The sequence below is a fragment of the Spirosoma lituiforme genome, from assembly GCF_054776635.1.
In genome coordinates this window covers 496128-512648 of the sequence record NZ_BAAHBO010000003.1, presented here as the reverse complement: position 1 = coordinate 512648, position 16521 = coordinate 496128, and the positions used below count along the sequence as shown (strand labels likewise).

Sequence of the window (16521 nt, the reverse complement as noted above, 5' to 3'; positions counted from 1 at the left end):
GCTCTAGTTGAGGTTGGTACGTTGCCGCGGAATCAGCGTGTGCTCGACTTTATACGTTACCTTACGAACACGGCTAAAGCCGCCGAGCCCAATTTGCAGATTAATCAACCCGCCCGAAAATGTGTCGCTGGACAGCAGAGGACTGTACGAAACTTTGGCGCGCACAAACCAGAAATTATCTTCCGAACGGTCGGCCCTGGGCGTATTATTGCCCAGTTTAAAGTCCAGGATAAGGCCGGCTGTGGGCGCATGATTGAGCAGTGATAAGCCTTTGTACCGTTCGTCGTTCTGATCGCGGGGGGATAGATCGAGCAGCCGATAGCCGATATAAGGAATTAATCGGTGATGGGTCGAATTGGAGAGGACACGACCTAGTCCTACTTCGAACAGGCTTGACGTAACCTTCATATCATCTGCCCAGGTTTGGTTGCCGTGGGAGAAGCCCGATCGAAGGGTGCCATTATACAAGGTTGGATGAAGCAGAATTACGGTCCGTCGAAGGGTAACGTCCAGGCCAAAAACGACGCCTGCTGCCGGGTTTATGTTTTGGATTAGGGAGCCAGTCGGTAAAAAACCACCTACGCCCAGAAACATGCCAAAGCCGACTGTTGACGAAAGAAAGGTTGTTTCCAGATCGGGGGTGTCATACAGGCGCTGAGCCACTTTTAGTTGCCACTGTTTCAGAACCGGCAAATCGTCGCCCCCACCCGTTTCGGCCCGAAACCGGTTGACTTCGGCACCCAGTTCGGCATTGGTCAGGTATTCGATCTGGGTGGCCTGCTGCTTAAAACGACGATCAGCACGCAGGGCAATTAATTTCGCTTTCATCAGCCGGGTGTGTACCTCAACCAAGTCGAACAAAACCTGGTTGTAGGCGAGTGTACGCTCATTACGGGCCGTTTCGGATACCCACGACAGGTTGCGGAACATAAGGCAGAAGGCGTCAATCGCGGGTTGGCTCCATACCGATGTTGGGCGAACCTCGTAGCCGATCTGATAGTGGAAATCCGAGCCTCCCAACCCTGGCTGCGTGGGGGAGTGAAAATCAGTGAGTTGCAGTCGTCGGGTGGCGCTCCAGTGTAGCGTATCGATTGTCGCCTGCGCTGAACCGAGCAGGGGTGACAACAGCAGCAGAAGGAGCAGACGGTTCATAAAAAGTAGTATTTCCCTGGGTCAATACTAACGAATTTAATGCAAAAAAGCGCGACCCTGGTTCCAGAGTCGCGCCTAGTGATGTACAATATAGGATGTAGACTATATATCGTACATCATTTAGTACCGGTACATTTCTGACTTAAAGGGTCCCTGAACCGATACGCCGATGTAGTCGGCCTGATCTTGTGCCAACGGCTCAAGTTTAGCTCCTACGTGAGCCAGGTGAAGTGCAGCTACTTTCTCGTCAAGAATCTTGGGCAGCACGTATACTTTGTTCTCGTATTTATCCGAGTTCGCCCACAGTTCTAGTTGCGCCAGTGTCTGGTTCGAGAACGAACACGACATCACGAAGGAGGGGTGACCCATCGCACAGCCAAGGTTTACCAGACGGCCTTCGGCCAGAATGATAATTTCTTTGCCGTTTATTTCGTACATGTCCACCTGTGGTTTGATCTGGCTCTTCGTCTGACCGTATGTTCCGTTTAGCCACGCCATATCAATCTCGTTATCGAAGTGGCCGATGTTACAGACAATGGCTTTGTCGCGCATGGCTTCGAAATGGCGATCTTTGATGATGCCTACGTTACCCGTTGCGGTAACGAAGATTTGCGCCCGGTGAACGGCTTCGTCCATTGGCAACACTTCGAAACCGTCCATAGCCGCCTGAAGCGCGCAGATCGGATCGATTTCGGTTACCAGTACGCGGCAACCGGCACCCCGAAGCGATTCAGCCGATCCTTTACCAACGTCGCCGTAACCCGCCACAACTGCTACTTTACCCGCCAGCATTAAATCGGTAGCCCGCCGGATGGCGTCGACCAGCGACTCGCGGCAGCCGTATTTGTTATCAAACTTCGACTTGGTTACCGAGTCATTTACGTTGATGGCAGGCAAGTGAAGCGTCCCGTTTTTCATGCGCTCATACAGGCGGTGAACACCGGTCGTGGTTTCTTCCGACAGGCCTTTGATGCCCTGGATCAGCTCCGGGTAGTCGTCAAAAACCATGTTGGTCAAGTCACCACCATCGTCAAGAATCATGTTCAATGGCTGACGATCTTCGCCGAAAAACAGCGTCTGCTCGATACACCAGTTAAACTCTTCTTCATTCATTCCTTTCCAGGCATACACCGGGATGCCGGCAGCCGCAATAGCCGCAGCGGCATGGTCCTGTGTCGAGAAAATATTGCAGGACGACCAGGTAACATCGGCACCCAATTCAACCAGCGTTTCGATCAATACGGCGGTTTGAATGGTCATGTGTAAACAGCCGGCAACGCGTGCGCCTTGCAATGGCTTCGACGGACCGTACTCGGCACGAAGCGCAATCAGTCCCGGCATTTCGGCTTCGGCAAGTTTAATTTCCTTGCGGCCCCACTCGGCCAGCGCAATGTCCTTAACCTTATAGGGGACGTAGGTTGATGTTTCCATAATTGACTTGATAGAAGTATCGGAACGATGCTACGTTAATATAGTCGATCGCCCCACGCTGATTGATTTCTTAGGAAAGTGCAAAAATAAGAATGTATAAGGAGAATCCCTATGCGAATGGAAAGACTTTAGTCTGCGGAAAAGTGATGCCCAGCAAAAAAATATGGTGATTTAGTTGACTTTACCGTTTAACCCCTTTATCTATGTAAGAACTTACGTAAGTTCTTACATACTATGGATTTTATGGCTGATATGGCTGAGTTGGCACTTGCCAGCCGACTCAGGCGACTAAGCGATGCGTACTGGCAAGCGGTAACGGCTGTTTACCGGCAATCGGGGGTCGATTTCGATGTGCGTTGGGCGACCATTTTCGTGCTTATTGCCCGGCAGGGGCCGGTTGCCGTTATGGAAATTGCTGAACGACTGGGCATTACCCACCCCGCCGTAATTCAGGTCATTAATGAGCTTGAAAAGCACGGACTCGTTACGTCTGCCAAGTCTGAGCAGGATGGCCGCAAACGGCTACTGAGTTTAAGCGAGTCCGGACAGGCTATGCTGCCGAAGCTTCAGCCACTCTGGGAGGCAATCATTACTGTCAACAAAAGCATGCTGGGCCAGCAGATGCACAACCTGTTGCTGTCGCTTGAGGATATGGAGGGGCAATTAGCCGAACGAAGTTTCTTCGATCGAATTCAGGACCAATTAAATCAACATCGTACTTCTTGATCTTTTATGAACGACGTCTCCATTATACCCTATCAAGCAGTTTACCAGTCCGACTTTAAACGGCTGAACATCGAGTGGATTTCACGCTTTTTTGCCGTTGAACCGCATGATCTGGAGCAACTAGATCATCCCGAAACGCATGTTCTTCCAAATAACGGCCAGGTGTTTTTTTTCAGAATAGGCAACGAGATCGTAGGCTGCGTGGCGGTGGTCAATACAAGTACACCCCCTCAGGCGTTCACGGAATTCGAACTAGCCAAGATGGCCGTTTCGCCAGCAGCGCAAGGTAAAGGAATTGGCAAAAAGCTGTGCGTGGCGGCTATTGATTACGCCCGGCAATTGGGCGTTAAGACCATCTGGCTGGAATCCAATCGAAAACTCATACCTGCCCTGACCATGTATGCCAGCGTTGGTTTTCGTGAAGTACCACGTGTGCCAACGCCTTATTCGCGTGCTGATATTCGAATGGAAATGACGCTGTGATGGTTTATGGTTGTCCAAACCAGTGCTGACTAAAGAGCCATCGCTGGTTTGGACAGCCGTTACTTTTTCGCCGTTTCCTTTGGCCAAACATACTGGAACGTATTATTGATAGGAGCGCCGAAATAATTGACGTTCAGGTAGTCCAGCCGTTTCTTGTGGATGTCTAATCGCTGTTTAAAATCGTCGATATTGCGACTTGCCTGCGGAGTCCAGCCTGTTTCGGCTAGGGCGATAAGGCGCGGATAAGCCATGTATTCAACGGAGTGGGTAGTGGGCAGGTACTCGGACCAGACATTGGCCTGTACGCCCAATATGTGTTTCGATTGCTCGGTGGTCAAACTATCGGATACGGATGGGTTAAAGCTGTACACTTTTTCGAGGGGTAGTAAACCGCCAATGGTCACGGGTTGCGTTTTGGGATCGGCCTGGTAATAGTCGAGGTAACAATACGTGGTAGGACTCATTACAACATCATGATTTTGTCGGGCTGCAGCAATACCACCATCAATGCCCCGCCAGCTCATTACCGTGGCATTTGGAGAGAGGCCCCCTTCCAGAATCTCGTCCCAGCCGATAATCCGGCGGCCTTTCGAGCTAACGAATTTGTCGATGCGCTGAATAAAATAGCTCTGTAATTCATGCTCGTCCTTTAGCCCTTTTTCTTTCATCAGCGCCTGGCAGAAACGGCTTTGTTTCCACTGCGTTTTGGGGCACTCGTCGCCACCGATATGGATGTATTGACTCGGGAATAATCCCATAACTTCGGTCAGCACATTTTCCAGGAAAGTAAACGTTTCTTCGCGAGGAAACAGCACATCGTCGTGAACGCCCCACGTGTAGGATACATCCAGAATTTTATCCGCGTTACTTTCCAATTCGGGGTAAGCAGCCAGCACAGCTACCGAGTGGCCGGGCATTTCGATTTCGGGGATGACCGTGATGTAACGATCCTGCGCGTACTTAACCACATCCCGAACCTCATCCTGGGTATAAAAACCACCGTAAGGTTTGTTGTCATAGGCATGATCCCGGTAATGACCAGCCATCGTCTTTTTACGGGTTGAGCTAACCGAAGTTAGCTTCGGGTATTTTTTAATCTCAATCCGCCATCCCTGATCTTCGGTTAAGTGCCAGTGAAAGGTATTCATTTTGTGCAGCGCCAGCAGATCGATGTACTTCTTGATAAACGGTACGGGGTAGAAGTAGCGACCAACATCGAGCATTGAGCCGCGATAGCCGTAGCGGGGCTTGTCAACAATGGTACAGGCCGGTACCGTCCAGGTAACACCCGTTACTTTCGTTGGACTGAACACAGCGGCCGGCATCAATTGCAAAAGCGATTGAACACCATAAAAAAAGCCCTGTGGCTGCTCGGCCGTAATGACGATCTGCCGGGGCGACACCGACAGTGTATAGCCTTCAGCCCCCACATTCTTTCCCTTGGCCTCCACGCAGGAAATGCCCTTTGGTGCGCTTCCTGCGGTAATAACCGGGCTGAATCCGGTGGCCTTCGCTAGCTGGTTGGCCAGCACCTGCGCAATTCGACTTACTTCGGAATTTGCCGACTGGACGCCAATGGGTATCGTGTTGGGTAACGTATAACTTCCCTTGCCAGCTTCCAGTTGAGTGGGCTTTGGCAGAATGGCATAGGTTGCTGTTTGTGCTGCCACAAGCTGAACTGAAACCAGCAGCGTGACTGCACAGAGAAAAACGTTTTTCATGAATGGAGCTGACTGGGTAAAATCCGATACTTACTTAAAAGTAGTCAAGGGCTTGTGATCTACTTCAGATAAGGACTCAATACAGTGGCCCAGCGCTCGTAACCCGCCGGGAGCATGTGTAGACTGTCAGGCTTGAACAGAGCGGGAATGGGTTGGTTATTTTGACCAAGCATAACGGGCCGGATGTCCACAAACTGCGTGTTTTTCTGCTTGCTCAGGTACTGTTTGATGAGCTGGTTCGCAGCCGCATTTTCGGAAAAGTACGACCGCCGTGAGGGACTTGGCTTAATGGAAATAAAGGTAAAGGTAGCGTTCGGTAGTTTCTGCCGAACGTGCTCGAACAGGGTCACCAACCGATCGAAGGTTTGCCTGCCGGTTTGTTTGCCCGAAGCAATATCATTTTCACCGGCGTATACCACAACCTGTTTCGGGTGATAAGGAACAATAATGCGATCGGCGTAGCGAATGACGTCGCTCAACTCCGATCCGCCGAAACCGCGTTGGAGTATCTTTTTGTCAGGAAAATAAGTGGCCAGGTTTTCCCACAAACGAATGGACGAGCTACCCGTAAAAACAATGGCGTTCTGAGGTGGGGGCGTCGCTTTATCCATCGCTTCAAACGCCCGGATTTCGGCGTCGAACGGGTGGTTTGTGGCTACGGGCTGCGCTTGCCCCATTACCCATGTGCTGACGAAAAACAAGCCTATAAACCAATTGATTTTCATGTGGTCGAGTACAGTAAATTGAACGGTTTTACAAGAAAGGCACCACCGATTCCAAACTCATGCCCCGCGATCCCTTCACCAGAATGTGGGTGTCAGTCATGGGGTTGTCCATCAGCCAGTTATGCAACGAAAATTTGTCGGGGAAATAGTACGCCTTCGGGAGATAGCCCAGCGCATAGTGCATGTCTTTTCCCGCCAGAATGACCAGATCGAATTTGCTTTCGGCAATGAGTTTTCCCAAAGCCGCGTGTTCGGCTTCACTTTCCGGGCCGAGTTCATACATATCGCCCAGAATGACCACTTTTCGTCTGGCGGGTGTAGCGGCAAACTGCTGAACAGCCGCAGCCATCGAACTTGGGTTGGCATTGTAGGCATCGAGCAACACCGTGTTTGTGCCCTTCACGATGTGCTGTGACCGATTGTTCGTTGGATTGTAATCCGCTATGGCCCGGTTGGCCTCTTCCGGCGAGACGCCGAAATAATCTCCTATGGCCAGGGCCGCCAGCATATTTTCGAAATTGTAGCGACCCGGCAGGTGGGTTGTCACATTCTGGCTCATACTGTCCCGGTAAACAACCACCGGCGATTCGCTGAGCAGGGTGATCGGTTCCTGGGTTGAATCTACGCCCGGATAAAAGATCGCTTCGGCGAAAGTCGTCTCGGAACGGATAGCTTTTAGCCGCTCCCGATACATGGCCGTCAGGGTTTTGTCCAGGGAGTTGATGAAGACCGTTTTCGCGTTTTGGGCGAGGTAGTCATACAATTCACCCTTCCCTTTTCTGACGCCTTCCACACCACCAAATCCCTCCAGGTGCGCTTTGCCAACGTTGGTAATCAGGCCGTGGGTGGGCTGGGCAATGGAACACAGTAACTCGATTTCTTTCTGGTGATTGGCCCCCATTTCGACGATGGCCAATTCGTGCTGTTCGTTGAGCGCCAACAGGGTAAGGGGTACACCGATGTGGTTGTTGAGGTTGCCAACGGTAGCATACACCTGATAATTCTTTGACAAGACAGCCGCAATCAACTCTTTGGTCGTTGTCTTGCCATTCGAGCCAGTCAGGGCAATAACCGGAAAGGAAAACGTTTGGCGGTGATGGCGGGCCAAATCCTGAAGGGCCGTCAGCCCATCGGTTACCAGCAGACAACCCGAAACGCGGCTGGCCACGTCAGGATCATCGACAACGGCATACCGGGCACCCGATGCCAGGGCCTGTTCGGCAAATTTATTCCCATCGAAGGTATCGCCTTTAAGAGCAACAAACAGACAATCGGGCGTTATTCGGCGGGTATCAGTTGATACGCCCGTGCATTCCTGAAATTTATGGTAGAGTTGTTCGGTGGTGACCATCATATTCGGGTCGGTTTCAACGTTTTCTAAACGCAACGGATGTGATAAGCGTGAAATTCAACCTTACGGCTACTATGTAGTCGAGAGATACCCAAAATTAGATGAAAAAGCTGTTTACGCTTTGTTTTTTAGTAATTCCCCTCTTCCCGTTCGCGCAGTCGGCCGGAAAGATTTCATTTCGGTATGAGCAAAGCCCGACGGTAAGCCTGAATGGGCGGTCGTTGCTCAACCCCTGGGCCGGTGGCCTCAACACCACCCAGTACTCAACCATCCGGCTGAATAATGACTCACGCGATGACCTGGCCGTGTTTGATCGGACAACCAATAAGGTCAGTACCTTTATTGCCGTCGATAATCCAATTGGTAACGGCATTGCCTGGCAATACGCGCCCGAGTATGAAACCGCTTTTCCAGCCGTCATGTACAGCTGGATGCTCCTGGTGGATTATGACCTCGACGGCCGGAAAGATATATTTACCAATAGCGCGAGGGGAGTAGCCGTTTACCACAATGAATCGCAGGGCGGAACCGTGTCTTTTAAGGTGGCCGTAGACCCGCTGAAAACTGTTGGCTTCGGCGGTTTTCAGACGCTTTACGTGACCACCGTCGATTTGCCGGCCATTACGGATTACGATGACGATGGGGATATCGATATCATTACGTTCGATGCCGATGGCAACATCATTTCCTATCAGCAAAACATGAGCGTTGAGAAAACCGGAACAAAAGGAGGGCTCGATTTCATGCGGACCGGCGACCAGTGCTGGGGCCATTTTCATAAAGAATACTGCAACGATTTTACGTTTGGTATCCAGTGTACTGCTGGTTCGGGGCGAATGGTGGCTAAAACCAATGCTGCCAATACAGGCGGGGTCAGTCTAGGCCGGGCCAATCCAAGCCGGGCCAATCCAGGCGGGGCCCGCCCCCTTCATACAGGTAACACCCTGACCGTTGTTGATACCGATGGGGATGGTCACAAAGACCTACTGTTCGGGTTTGTGAGTTGCGAGAACATTGCCCGATTGCGTAATACTGGTCCTAACAATGATAAAGCTAATTTCGTAAGCTACGATAGTTTGTTCCCGGCTGCCAACCCGATTCTGTTTCCTGCCTTCCCGGCTACGTACTGGGAAGATGTCGACGGCGACGGGCAGAAAGATTTACTAGCCTCACCGAACGTCAACTTTAACGATGGGTACGCCTTCGATTTTCGGGCGTCGGGCTGGTTTTACAAGAATACGGGTACAACCCAGAAGCCAGCGTTTCAACTTATCCAAAAAGATTTCCTGCAAAGCGATATGCTTGATCTGGGTGAACGGGCTGCCCCCGCACTGGCCGACCTGGATGGCGATGGCGATATGGATTTGCTGGTTGGGTACGGTGGGGTGGGGCTGGGCTCCAGTTACCGCGCGGGCATCTGGCATTTTGAGAACAAGGGTACTACGCAGAACCCGGCTTTTGCGCTCATAACAACGGACTACCTGGGTATGGCGCAGTCGCTGGCGTTGACAAACACCGTACCGTCCTTCGCCGATGTAGACAATAACGGTAGTATGGACCTGGTGATTACCAGCGCGTCGGCAACGAATGTTGAGATTCGCGTTCTGATCAATTCGGCGGCCAAAGGGGCGGCTGCTCAGTATAATCTGGCCGGGGCTATCCGCTGGCCCAAACCCGATCTGATGGGGCTTCTCGATCTGTTAACCGTAACGGATGTTGACAAAGACGGCAAACCCGATGTGTTGATTGGCCGGTATAATTTCGGTACGATTCTGTATTACCGCAATGCCGGAACGGCTACAGTCCCGGTTTTTCAATTACAGAACCAAACCTTTGGCGGATTTACTACCGACGATTTTGTCTACGCAAAAGCACGTTCCCTGGTTGTTGCAGATCTCAATGGCGATCAGAAAAATGAACTGATTGCTGCCGCCGATAATGGTACCGTTCGGGTGTATCAGTTTCCGGATCGACCCGACCAGTCATTTACGCTAATCGACTCGCTGGCGTCGGTGGGGTTGCCCGGCAAAGGGCTGATTGCCGCTGTGGCCGACCTCGATGGCGATCAGCTTCCCGATTTAATGCTGGGGAGTTCTGCCGGTGGTTTGCGGTACCTCAAAAATACCTCACAGAAAGTAGTCGTAACGGGCGTCATTGAAGAGGAGCTGACCAGCCCCTGGGTATTTCCGAATCCAACGGATCGCTACCTGACGGTTCGTCCGCACTACGATGGCCGCATCGAATTGGTATCCTTGTCGGGGCAGTCCATGTTGCCGATACAGGCCGTTAAGACCGACGTTGAAACGATTCTCGATTTGGGTAGTCTGGCCGATGGCACGTATCTATTGCGGCTTGTGCCGGATAACCGCCCCATTCAGATCCAGAAAGTAGTGGTCTGGAAATAACGCCGGCTTTTCCGAAAACTCTTTTTAGCCCGTGTAGTTAGACATGAACACCCGGTAACTGAAAACGGGTATGCAGCTAGTTCCGTTATTTATCCGCGACTAAACCACTATGGAAACCAACAATAACTCCGATCAGCAACCAGTCGATTCCACTACGGGCGGTCCCCTGGAGGGCATGTCGCCCCAGAACATTAACCTGCCCGAAAACGATGCCGAGCAGGATGCTGTCGTTTACGCCGGGTTAGGCGTCAATAACGAGCCTGATGTCCTGAATCCGGGAAATGAAGAAGCCGCCGACACGCTGTTATACACAGACACGGCTACGGCGCGTCACGCTACGGATGAACTTTCGAATGAAGCCGAACCTGATGAATTTGTAGACAACGCAAACGACGATTTATCGGACGACGAACTGGACGCTGAAATCATAGAACTCGCCGAGGAGGAAGACGAAGGTAACGAGCGTTATTAAGATAAAAATACGCCTAATACAAACGTCCCGCTTAGCTTTCGCTGAGCGGGACGTTTGTATTAAAAAGTCAGGAAAATCTATCCTACTGAATCGGTCGTTGCCGAGAACCTGTATTAATTGGGCAACCGCACAACTCGGTTAGCTGCACTTGATAAACGTCAACGAAGGCTATTATTTAATTGAAACTAGTAATCATTTAGACAAGCTGAACTTGGTCACGGTGCTTTAAATGTTACTGCATACATCCAGTAATAAAGGCTTTTTAAACTACCTTGTGAAAGGGGGGACTTTGCTAGTCAGGTTTGTTACTCAACGAATCAAGTATACTCATGGATGTACAACAATATCTTATTATTGATGACACAGAATCGGATGCTCAGTATCTGAAAGGTCTCCTGAGTAAATTATCTCCTTTCGAGCTGGCTGGAATAGTACCGACAGTTGAGGATGCTCTCCGGCTTATTGACACTCAGCCTATTGATCTGGTCTTTCTTGACATTAAACTCAATGGGCAACTGGGACTGTCATTACTTAAAACGGGGGTAGCTTTACCACCCGTTATTATAACCAGTGCGTATGCTGATTACGCTCTGGAAAGCTATGAAATAGGAAAGGCCGCCGACTACCTGTTAAAGCCCTACACCGCCGAGCGGCTGAGCATTGCCCTGGGTCGAGCATTTCAGTGGCCGAACCAGATAAAGAGTGTGCGAACAAACACGATTACCTTAAAAATAAATCGCAGTATTCAGCACGTTGATAGTCAGCTAATTGATTATGTAGAGGCATTCGGAGTCTGCTCTAAAATCTATACCGGGGACCGGATGTTTGTGGCTAGCGAGCGATTTGCTTCTGTGGCCGACAGGCTACCCGCTCATTTGTTTAAACGTATCCATAAGTCGTACCTGATACACCTGGCAAGAATAACCGGTTACGACCGAAATCACATTTGGCTAAACCAGACAAAACTCCCCATCGGCCGCTCATTTCGACCCGGTCTGAGCGAACTATTGTCGGTATTTGACACCAATGAGGCATAGCGGGCTACTCCTTATCCGTGACGTAATTCGAATAAAGCCCTGCATTCAATGAATTAGTCTGGCTATAAGCTGAATAAATCTGCGACGCAAAAACGGGAATGGTATCACCAGTCTGTCAGAACTTATATAGAGAAGCGTATCGTTCAAGCACTTTTGCTTTATAATGAGCCAATAGACAGTTAAATTCTGATAACTCGACAGAACCTGTATCGATCTGTTTCGACGCCTTATCGACGTTGAGTGTGTAAAATTCGGGAGTGGCTTTATTGAAAGTATCTTTAACTGAATCTTTATGAGGGTTGGTCAAATCGTTAATATTCATATATGGTGTTTACTTGGTTTAATGAATCGCTAAATTATTGACAGGTAATAATCCCAGCGAGTTTATGGCATAAACGACTGCTTTATTGTCATGAATGAAAAAATTCCTCCTTTTGTTGTTGATTTCTAAACAGAACTAGCCGCCACTGACTGAATATAAGGACTGTTTTACCGAGTTGCAATTCATCTTGCTTTATCAATGATGGCTGGCTTCTGGGCCTAATGGGACTAAACGCCACGGTCCCGTTCTGACGCGTAACTTTCCCGCCTTACTGACGCATTAAAACGGCCATAAAAAGCCTGCGGATTTTTGTAGTTCTCCTTACTGTTAACAACTTTGCGCAATAATAAGAGACTTTCGCCTTTATTATTCTATTTAATCTATAGGATTAATAAAAGTAATAGTTCATCTAAATGCCTGATGCACACTACTGAACAGGTCTATTTTCAGGCTGCTGGTGGGTAGTAAACGAATACTAAGCGTACCGTTGTGACTTAAACCGTGTAAAAAAATAAACGTCCATATGATTTCTAAGAAAGCAAAATATGCCTTTAAGGCCTTAAAAGTACTGACCGAGGAATACGGAAAGGGGCCAATCCTGATTGCCAGCATTTCAGCAAAAGAGAATATTCCTCAAAAATTTCTGGAAGCTATTCTGCTGGATCTCCGCAATCATGGCTTGTTGCAAAGCCAGAAAGGGAAAGGGGGCGGCTATATGTTGCGACTGGATCCCCAGCAGGTAAATCTGGCGCAGGTTTTACGGATTATTGACGGGCCAATTGCGCCAACGCCCTGTGTGTCGAAGAATTTTTACGTACGCTGCGATGATTGCGCCGACGAAGAAACCTGTGTTATCCGACCCCTTATGGTACGGGTACGGGATGCCAATCTAGCCGTTTACGAACAGGTTACCTTACAGCAATTTGCCCACGCAAATGGGCAGCTGGCTTCGTGATTCCTAGCCCATCTGGATCTTACTCCAGGCTGTTTTTTTGTATTGTTGAAGCAGAAACCAGAAAAGAGTTGCCGAAAAGGGCAGGGCTACCCAGGTTCCATAGGGCAACATTGTCAGTCCGTAGTGCGATAGTCCGATAATACCCAGCGTCAGGCTGGTGAGTAACCCCCGAACGGTGTTGCTCTGCTTTATCGCATCGGGCGCGACCGAAAACGGCATGAGTCGTATAGACATCAGGGCTGTAATCAGGAGCATAACCAGCGAATTGCTGAATGCCAGCAACACATCGCTTAGTTTATCAAGGCCGTAACGGTATAGAATGTAGGTTGATAACAGCGTGTAAAACGGCAGCAGAAGTTTAATAATCAGGGCTTTTACCGAGCCGGAGAGAACATGGCCAGGTGTTTCGATGGGAACGCTGCCGTATATCCAGGCTGCCCGGTAATTATCTGAAATACCCAATTGATACTGAGCGACCATAACATAAAGTCCGGCAAAATAGAGGGCGAAAATGTAGAAAAAGCCCTTTGACCCCAAACTGCCCTGCTGGAAGGACATCGCAACGACGTAGGCAAATCCAAAGCCCAGTTGAGGATAGGTCTTAAGCTTAAATTTACGGTCGCGGCCCGTTATTCGCCAGGTAAAGGTAAAGGCGGCTCGCTCAAGCGGATTCGTTGTAAACCAGCCGGATAGCAGACCAAGCCATTGCTTTTTACCTGGTATCGTTGATTGGTTTACTAAAACCGGCGAGGTTTCAGTACGGCTTTCGCTGTCCAGACTACCCAGCTTTTGAGCAAAATTTACGGTTAGAAACTGGTTCATAAACCACAGGCCCCCAAACGGCGCCAGCAGCGCCAGCGCTCCATAAATCAGATGCTCTTTATCCAGTATGGGCTGGATCAGCATATCGACGGTGCCGGCCATCCACATAGGCGGAATCAGGTAATGCCACCATTGGTGGTCCATCGTTTGGGTAATTAGATTCCGGGAGTCGATCAGGCGGGGTAACAATTGGTAACCGCCGTAGAACAGAATGGCCATCACGATCTGGAAATAGTTGATCACCTCACGCAGTTTTTCTTCGCTGATGAACCGCATCAGTGCCAGGTAAAATACGTTGGTTAAAAACACCATCAACACCGCCGATAACAGACTCATGACCAGAAACGTCAGGCCTACTACCGGGCCAAACCGATACGCCATCAACAAAATACCACCGACTGATAAAGACAACGCAATGGCAAACAGATAACTGGTTATGTGAACGATCCGGGCCAGCCACAGGGTTCGGCTACCAACGGGGCGGGGGAGAATAATCTGATTGTCAGATGAGTCCATGATCACCGACGAGAAGTCGGTGATGAGCGTCATGGCGCACAGAGCCATGATGTAGGAAAACTGCAGCGTAAGTGGAAGGAAAAGCGCTTCCGGTTCTGGTATAATCAGTATGGTTGCGCTGATCAGGCTACCAACAACGGCGTATACGAGCAGGATGCGGCTAAAATTGCTGTTGCTTTCGGTGGTTGGCTTGCCATATCGACCCAGGCTGACAAAGCTCCGACGGTTATCCATGATCAGTTTCACCTGCACAATGGCCCGCAACTGACCATAATCAGCCCCCATCAGTTGAACCAACGGTTTCATCCAGTCGAGGAGCCAGAGAATAAGGCTTGTCATACCAACTAATTTTTGAGCGTATGAACGAACTCTTCGGCAATGCCCGTCTGCCCGTCGCTGCCCGTCAATTGAGCAAACAATTGTTCGAGCGATTCGGGGCGCTGGTGCTGTAACTCAGCAAATGTGCCGTCGGCAATAATCTGTCCCTGGTTGATAATAATGATCCGATCCGAAATCTTCTCGACCACATCCATAATGTGCGAGCTGTAGAAAATGGTTTTGCCATCGTTGACCAACTGCCTCATGATTTCCTTGATCAGCACAACAGCGTTAGCATCCAGACCCGAGAGGGGCTCATCCAGAAAAATGACGTCCGGGTTGTGTAGTAAGCCCGAAATGAGCAATACTTTCTGACGCATTCCCTTCGAGAAGGTTGTCATACGGGCGTTGGCGTGGTCGCTGAGCCGAAAGAGCCGAAGTAGCTCCAGGGCTTTTCGTTCGATGTGGATTGAGTCCAGCGTGTACAGTTGGCCAATGAACTGAAGGTATTCCAACGGAGTCAGGGTGTCATACAAAGCCGCATTTTCGGGAACGTACCCGATGCGTCGTTTGATGTCGAGCGACTGGGTTTTTACGTCCATGCCCAATACCGTCGCTTCTCCGGTGAAATCGGGAAGCATTCCAATCAGAATTTTTATGGTGGTCGATTTTCCCGCGCCGTTGGGACCGATGTATCCCACAATTTGCCCGGCCGATACCTGAAGATCAATGCCTTTCAGGACGGGCGTTGACTCGTAGGATTTATAAATATTCTGAAGCTGGATGACGGACATTGATGCAATAGAAAATGAATTTCCGGATGAGGAAAGCTGAATTAAAGCTACGCAAAAAGTCCCGCCTGGCAACTAGCCAAACGGGACTTTCGGTAAGAAAGCAGGAAGAACGGTTACGCGGTTACCGCATCGCTTTCAACCAGATTATGCTTCACCAGATATTCGGCAATCTGTACGGCATTAGTCGCAGCTCCTTTACGAAGGTTATCGGCCACAATCCACATATTCAGCGTTTTGGGCTGGCTCTCGTCACGACGGATGCGACCTACAAATACCTCATCTTTACCATGAGCCGTCAGCGGCATCGGATAAATTTTGTTCGCCGGATCGTCCTGTACAATAATACCTTCGGCGTTTGTCAGTAGCTCAACTACTTCGCTTAGTTCAAACTCGTTCTCAAATTCAATATTGACGGCTTCTGAGTGGCCGCCAATGGTTGGAATACGAACGGTAGTGGCCGTTACCTGAATAGAGTCATCGCCCATGATCTTCTTGGTTTCGTTGACCATTTTCATCTCCTCTTTGGTATACCCATTGTCGAGGAAGACGTCGATGTGGGGAAGCACGTTCAGATCGATGGGATGCGGGTATACTTTTTCTACGCTTTGCTGCCCCGTACGTTCGGCAAAAAGCTGATCGACGGCGGCTTTACCCGTTCCCGTAACAGACTGGTAGGTAGATACTACAACCCGCTTGACTTTGTACCGATCATGCAGTGGTTTCAAGGCGACAACCATCTGAATGGTTGAGCAGTTTGGGTTGGCTATGATCTTGTCTTCGGGTGTTAGCGTATTGGCGTTAATTTCGGGAACGACCAGTTTTTTGGTTGGGTCCATGCGCCAGGCCGACGAATTATCAACGACTGTAATACCCGCTTCGGCGAATTTCGGGGCCAGGGAAAGGGATGTCCCCCCCCCCGCTGAAAATATTGCAATAGCGGGTTTGGCGGCAATGGCATCTTCGAAGCTAACTACCGTGTAGGCTTTGCCTTTGAATTCCACCTGTTTACCAACCGACCGCTCGGAAGCGACAGGAATAAGTTCTGACACGGGGAAGTTGCGCTCGGCAAGCACCTTCAGGATTTCGCTACCGACCAAGCCAGTAGCCCCAACGACTGCGATTTTCATTGTTTTGATGTGAATGTCCCGGTTCGCCCCTGCGGGCTGTTGCCGTGAAAATCCACTTTTTAAGTTAATGGAAACGGGTCGTCGATGATGAACAGACGCCCGCGTAATATTTGGCCTGCAAAAATAGGGTAAAACTTTGACGGACAGGAATTATTACTCGAAAA

14 protein-coding genes are annotated in these 16521 nt (G+C 49.9%); 6 read left to right on the top strand and 8 right to left on the bottom strand.

Features of this window, described 5'->3' with window-relative positions; all coding sequences use genetic code 11:
* Positions 1-3 precede the first annotated feature (3 nt).
* Together ACYU87_RS14485 and ahcY are read right to left on the bottom strand one after the other, a co-directional pair.
* On the bottom strand, positions 4-1152 hold the full coding sequence (locus ACYU87_RS14485; RefSeq protein ID WP_461134777.1) for a hypothetical protein: 1149 nt from the start codon (positions 1150-1152) through the stop codon (positions 4-6).
* Positions 1153-1272: 120 nt separating this feature from the next.
* On the bottom strand, positions 1273-2583 hold the full coding sequence (ahcY, locus tag ACYU87_RS14480; protein WP_461134776.1) for an adenosylhomocysteinase: 1311 nt from the start codon (positions 2581-2583) through the stop codon (positions 1273-1275).
* 234 nt (positions 2584-2817) lie between these two features.
* Between ahcY and ACYU87_RS14475 the strand changes: the two genes are divergently transcribed.
* Entirely contained in the window at positions 2818-3309 is a 492-nt protein-coding gene (locus tag ACYU87_RS14475; RefSeq protein ID WP_461134775.1) for a MarR family winged helix-turn-helix transcriptional regulator, read from the top strand.
* Positions 3310-3315: 6 nt separating this feature from the next.
* Entirely contained in the window at positions 3316-3792 is a 477-nt protein-coding gene (locus tag ACYU87_RS14470; protein ID WP_461134774.1) for a GNAT family N-acetyltransferase, read from the top strand.
* Between the two features lie 59 nt (positions 3793-3851).
* Here ACYU87_RS14470 and ACYU87_RS14465 read toward each other — a convergent pair whose 3' ends face one another.
* From ACYU87_RS14465 to ACYU87_RS14455, 3 genes are read right to left on the bottom strand one after another with little or no spacing between them, the layout of a single operon-like run.
* Positions 3852-5513 carry a beta-N-acetylhexosaminidase gene (locus ACYU87_RS14465; RefSeq protein ID WP_461134773.1) on the bottom strand — a complete coding sequence of 554 codons (1662 nt, stop codon included), beginning with the start codon at positions 5511-5513 and terminating at the stop codon, positions 3852-3854.
* A 59-nt stretch (positions 5514-5572) separates the two neighbouring features.
* Positions 5573-6238, bottom strand: coding sequence for a GDSL-type esterase/lipase family protein (locus ACYU87_RS14460; RefSeq protein ID WP_461134772.1), 666 nt, complete (start codon positions 6236-6238; stop codon positions 5573-5575).
* Between the two features lie 28 nt (positions 6239-6266).
* The gene (locus ACYU87_RS14455; RefSeq protein WP_461134987.1) at positions 6267-7589 is read right to left on the bottom strand and encodes a UDP-N-acetylmuramoyl-tripeptide--D-alanyl-D-alanine ligase; all 1323 of its coding nucleotides are present in this window, start codon (positions 7587-7589) and stop codon (positions 6267-6269) included.
* A 101-nt stretch (positions 7590-7690) separates the two neighbouring features.
* Here ACYU87_RS14455 and ACYU87_RS14450 point away from each other — a divergent pair, with 101 nt between their 5' ends.
* The 4 genes from ACYU87_RS14450 (at position 7691) to ACYU87_RS14435 (ending at position 12780) form a co-directional block, all read left to right on the top strand.
* Positions 7691-9994, top strand: coding sequence for a T9SS type A sorting domain-containing protein (locus tag ACYU87_RS14450; RefSeq protein WP_461134771.1), 2304 nt, complete (start codon positions 7691-7693; stop codon positions 9992-9994).
* Between the two features lie 109 nt (positions 9995-10103).
* On the top strand, positions 10104-10466 hold the full coding sequence (locus ACYU87_RS14445; RefSeq protein ID WP_461134770.1) for a hypothetical protein: 363 nt from the start codon (positions 10104-10106) through the stop codon (positions 10464-10466).
* A 329-nt stretch (positions 10467-10795) separates the two neighbouring features.
* On the top strand, positions 10796-11503 hold the full coding sequence (locus ACYU87_RS14440; protein WP_461134769.1) for a LytR/AlgR family response regulator transcription factor: 708 nt from the start codon (positions 10796-10798) through the stop codon (positions 11501-11503).
* Positions 11504-12348: 845 nt separating this feature from the next.
* Positions 12349-12780, top strand: a complete 432-nt coding sequence (locus ACYU87_RS14435; RefSeq protein ID WP_461134768.1) for an RrF2 family transcriptional regulator — start codon at positions 12349-12351, stop codon at positions 12778-12780.
* Positions 12781-12783: 3 nt separating this feature from the next.
* Here ACYU87_RS14435 and ACYU87_RS14430 read toward each other — a convergent pair whose 3' ends face one another.
* The 3 genes from ACYU87_RS14430 to ACYU87_RS14420 all read right to left on the bottom strand — a co-directional run bounded on the left by ACYU87_RS14430 (position 12784) and on the right by ACYU87_RS14420 (position 16357).
* Positions 12784-14457 (bottom strand): hypothetical protein, encoded by a 1674-nt coding sequence (locus ACYU87_RS14430; protein WP_461134767.1) that lies wholly within the window; start codon positions 14455-14457, stop codon positions 12784-12786.
* Positions 14458-14462: 5 nt separating this feature from the next.
* Positions 14463-15230, bottom strand: a complete 768-nt coding sequence (locus tag ACYU87_RS14425) for an ABC transporter ATP-binding protein (RefSeq protein WP_461134766.1) — start codon at positions 15228-15230, stop codon at positions 14463-14465.
* Between the two features lie 113 nt (positions 15231-15343).
* A complete protein-coding gene (locus tag ACYU87_RS14420; RefSeq protein ID WP_461134765.1) occupies positions 15344-16357 on the bottom strand; it encodes an aspartate-semialdehyde dehydrogenase in 1014 nt (337 codons plus the stop codon).
* Positions 16358-16521: the final 164 nt, after the last annotated feature.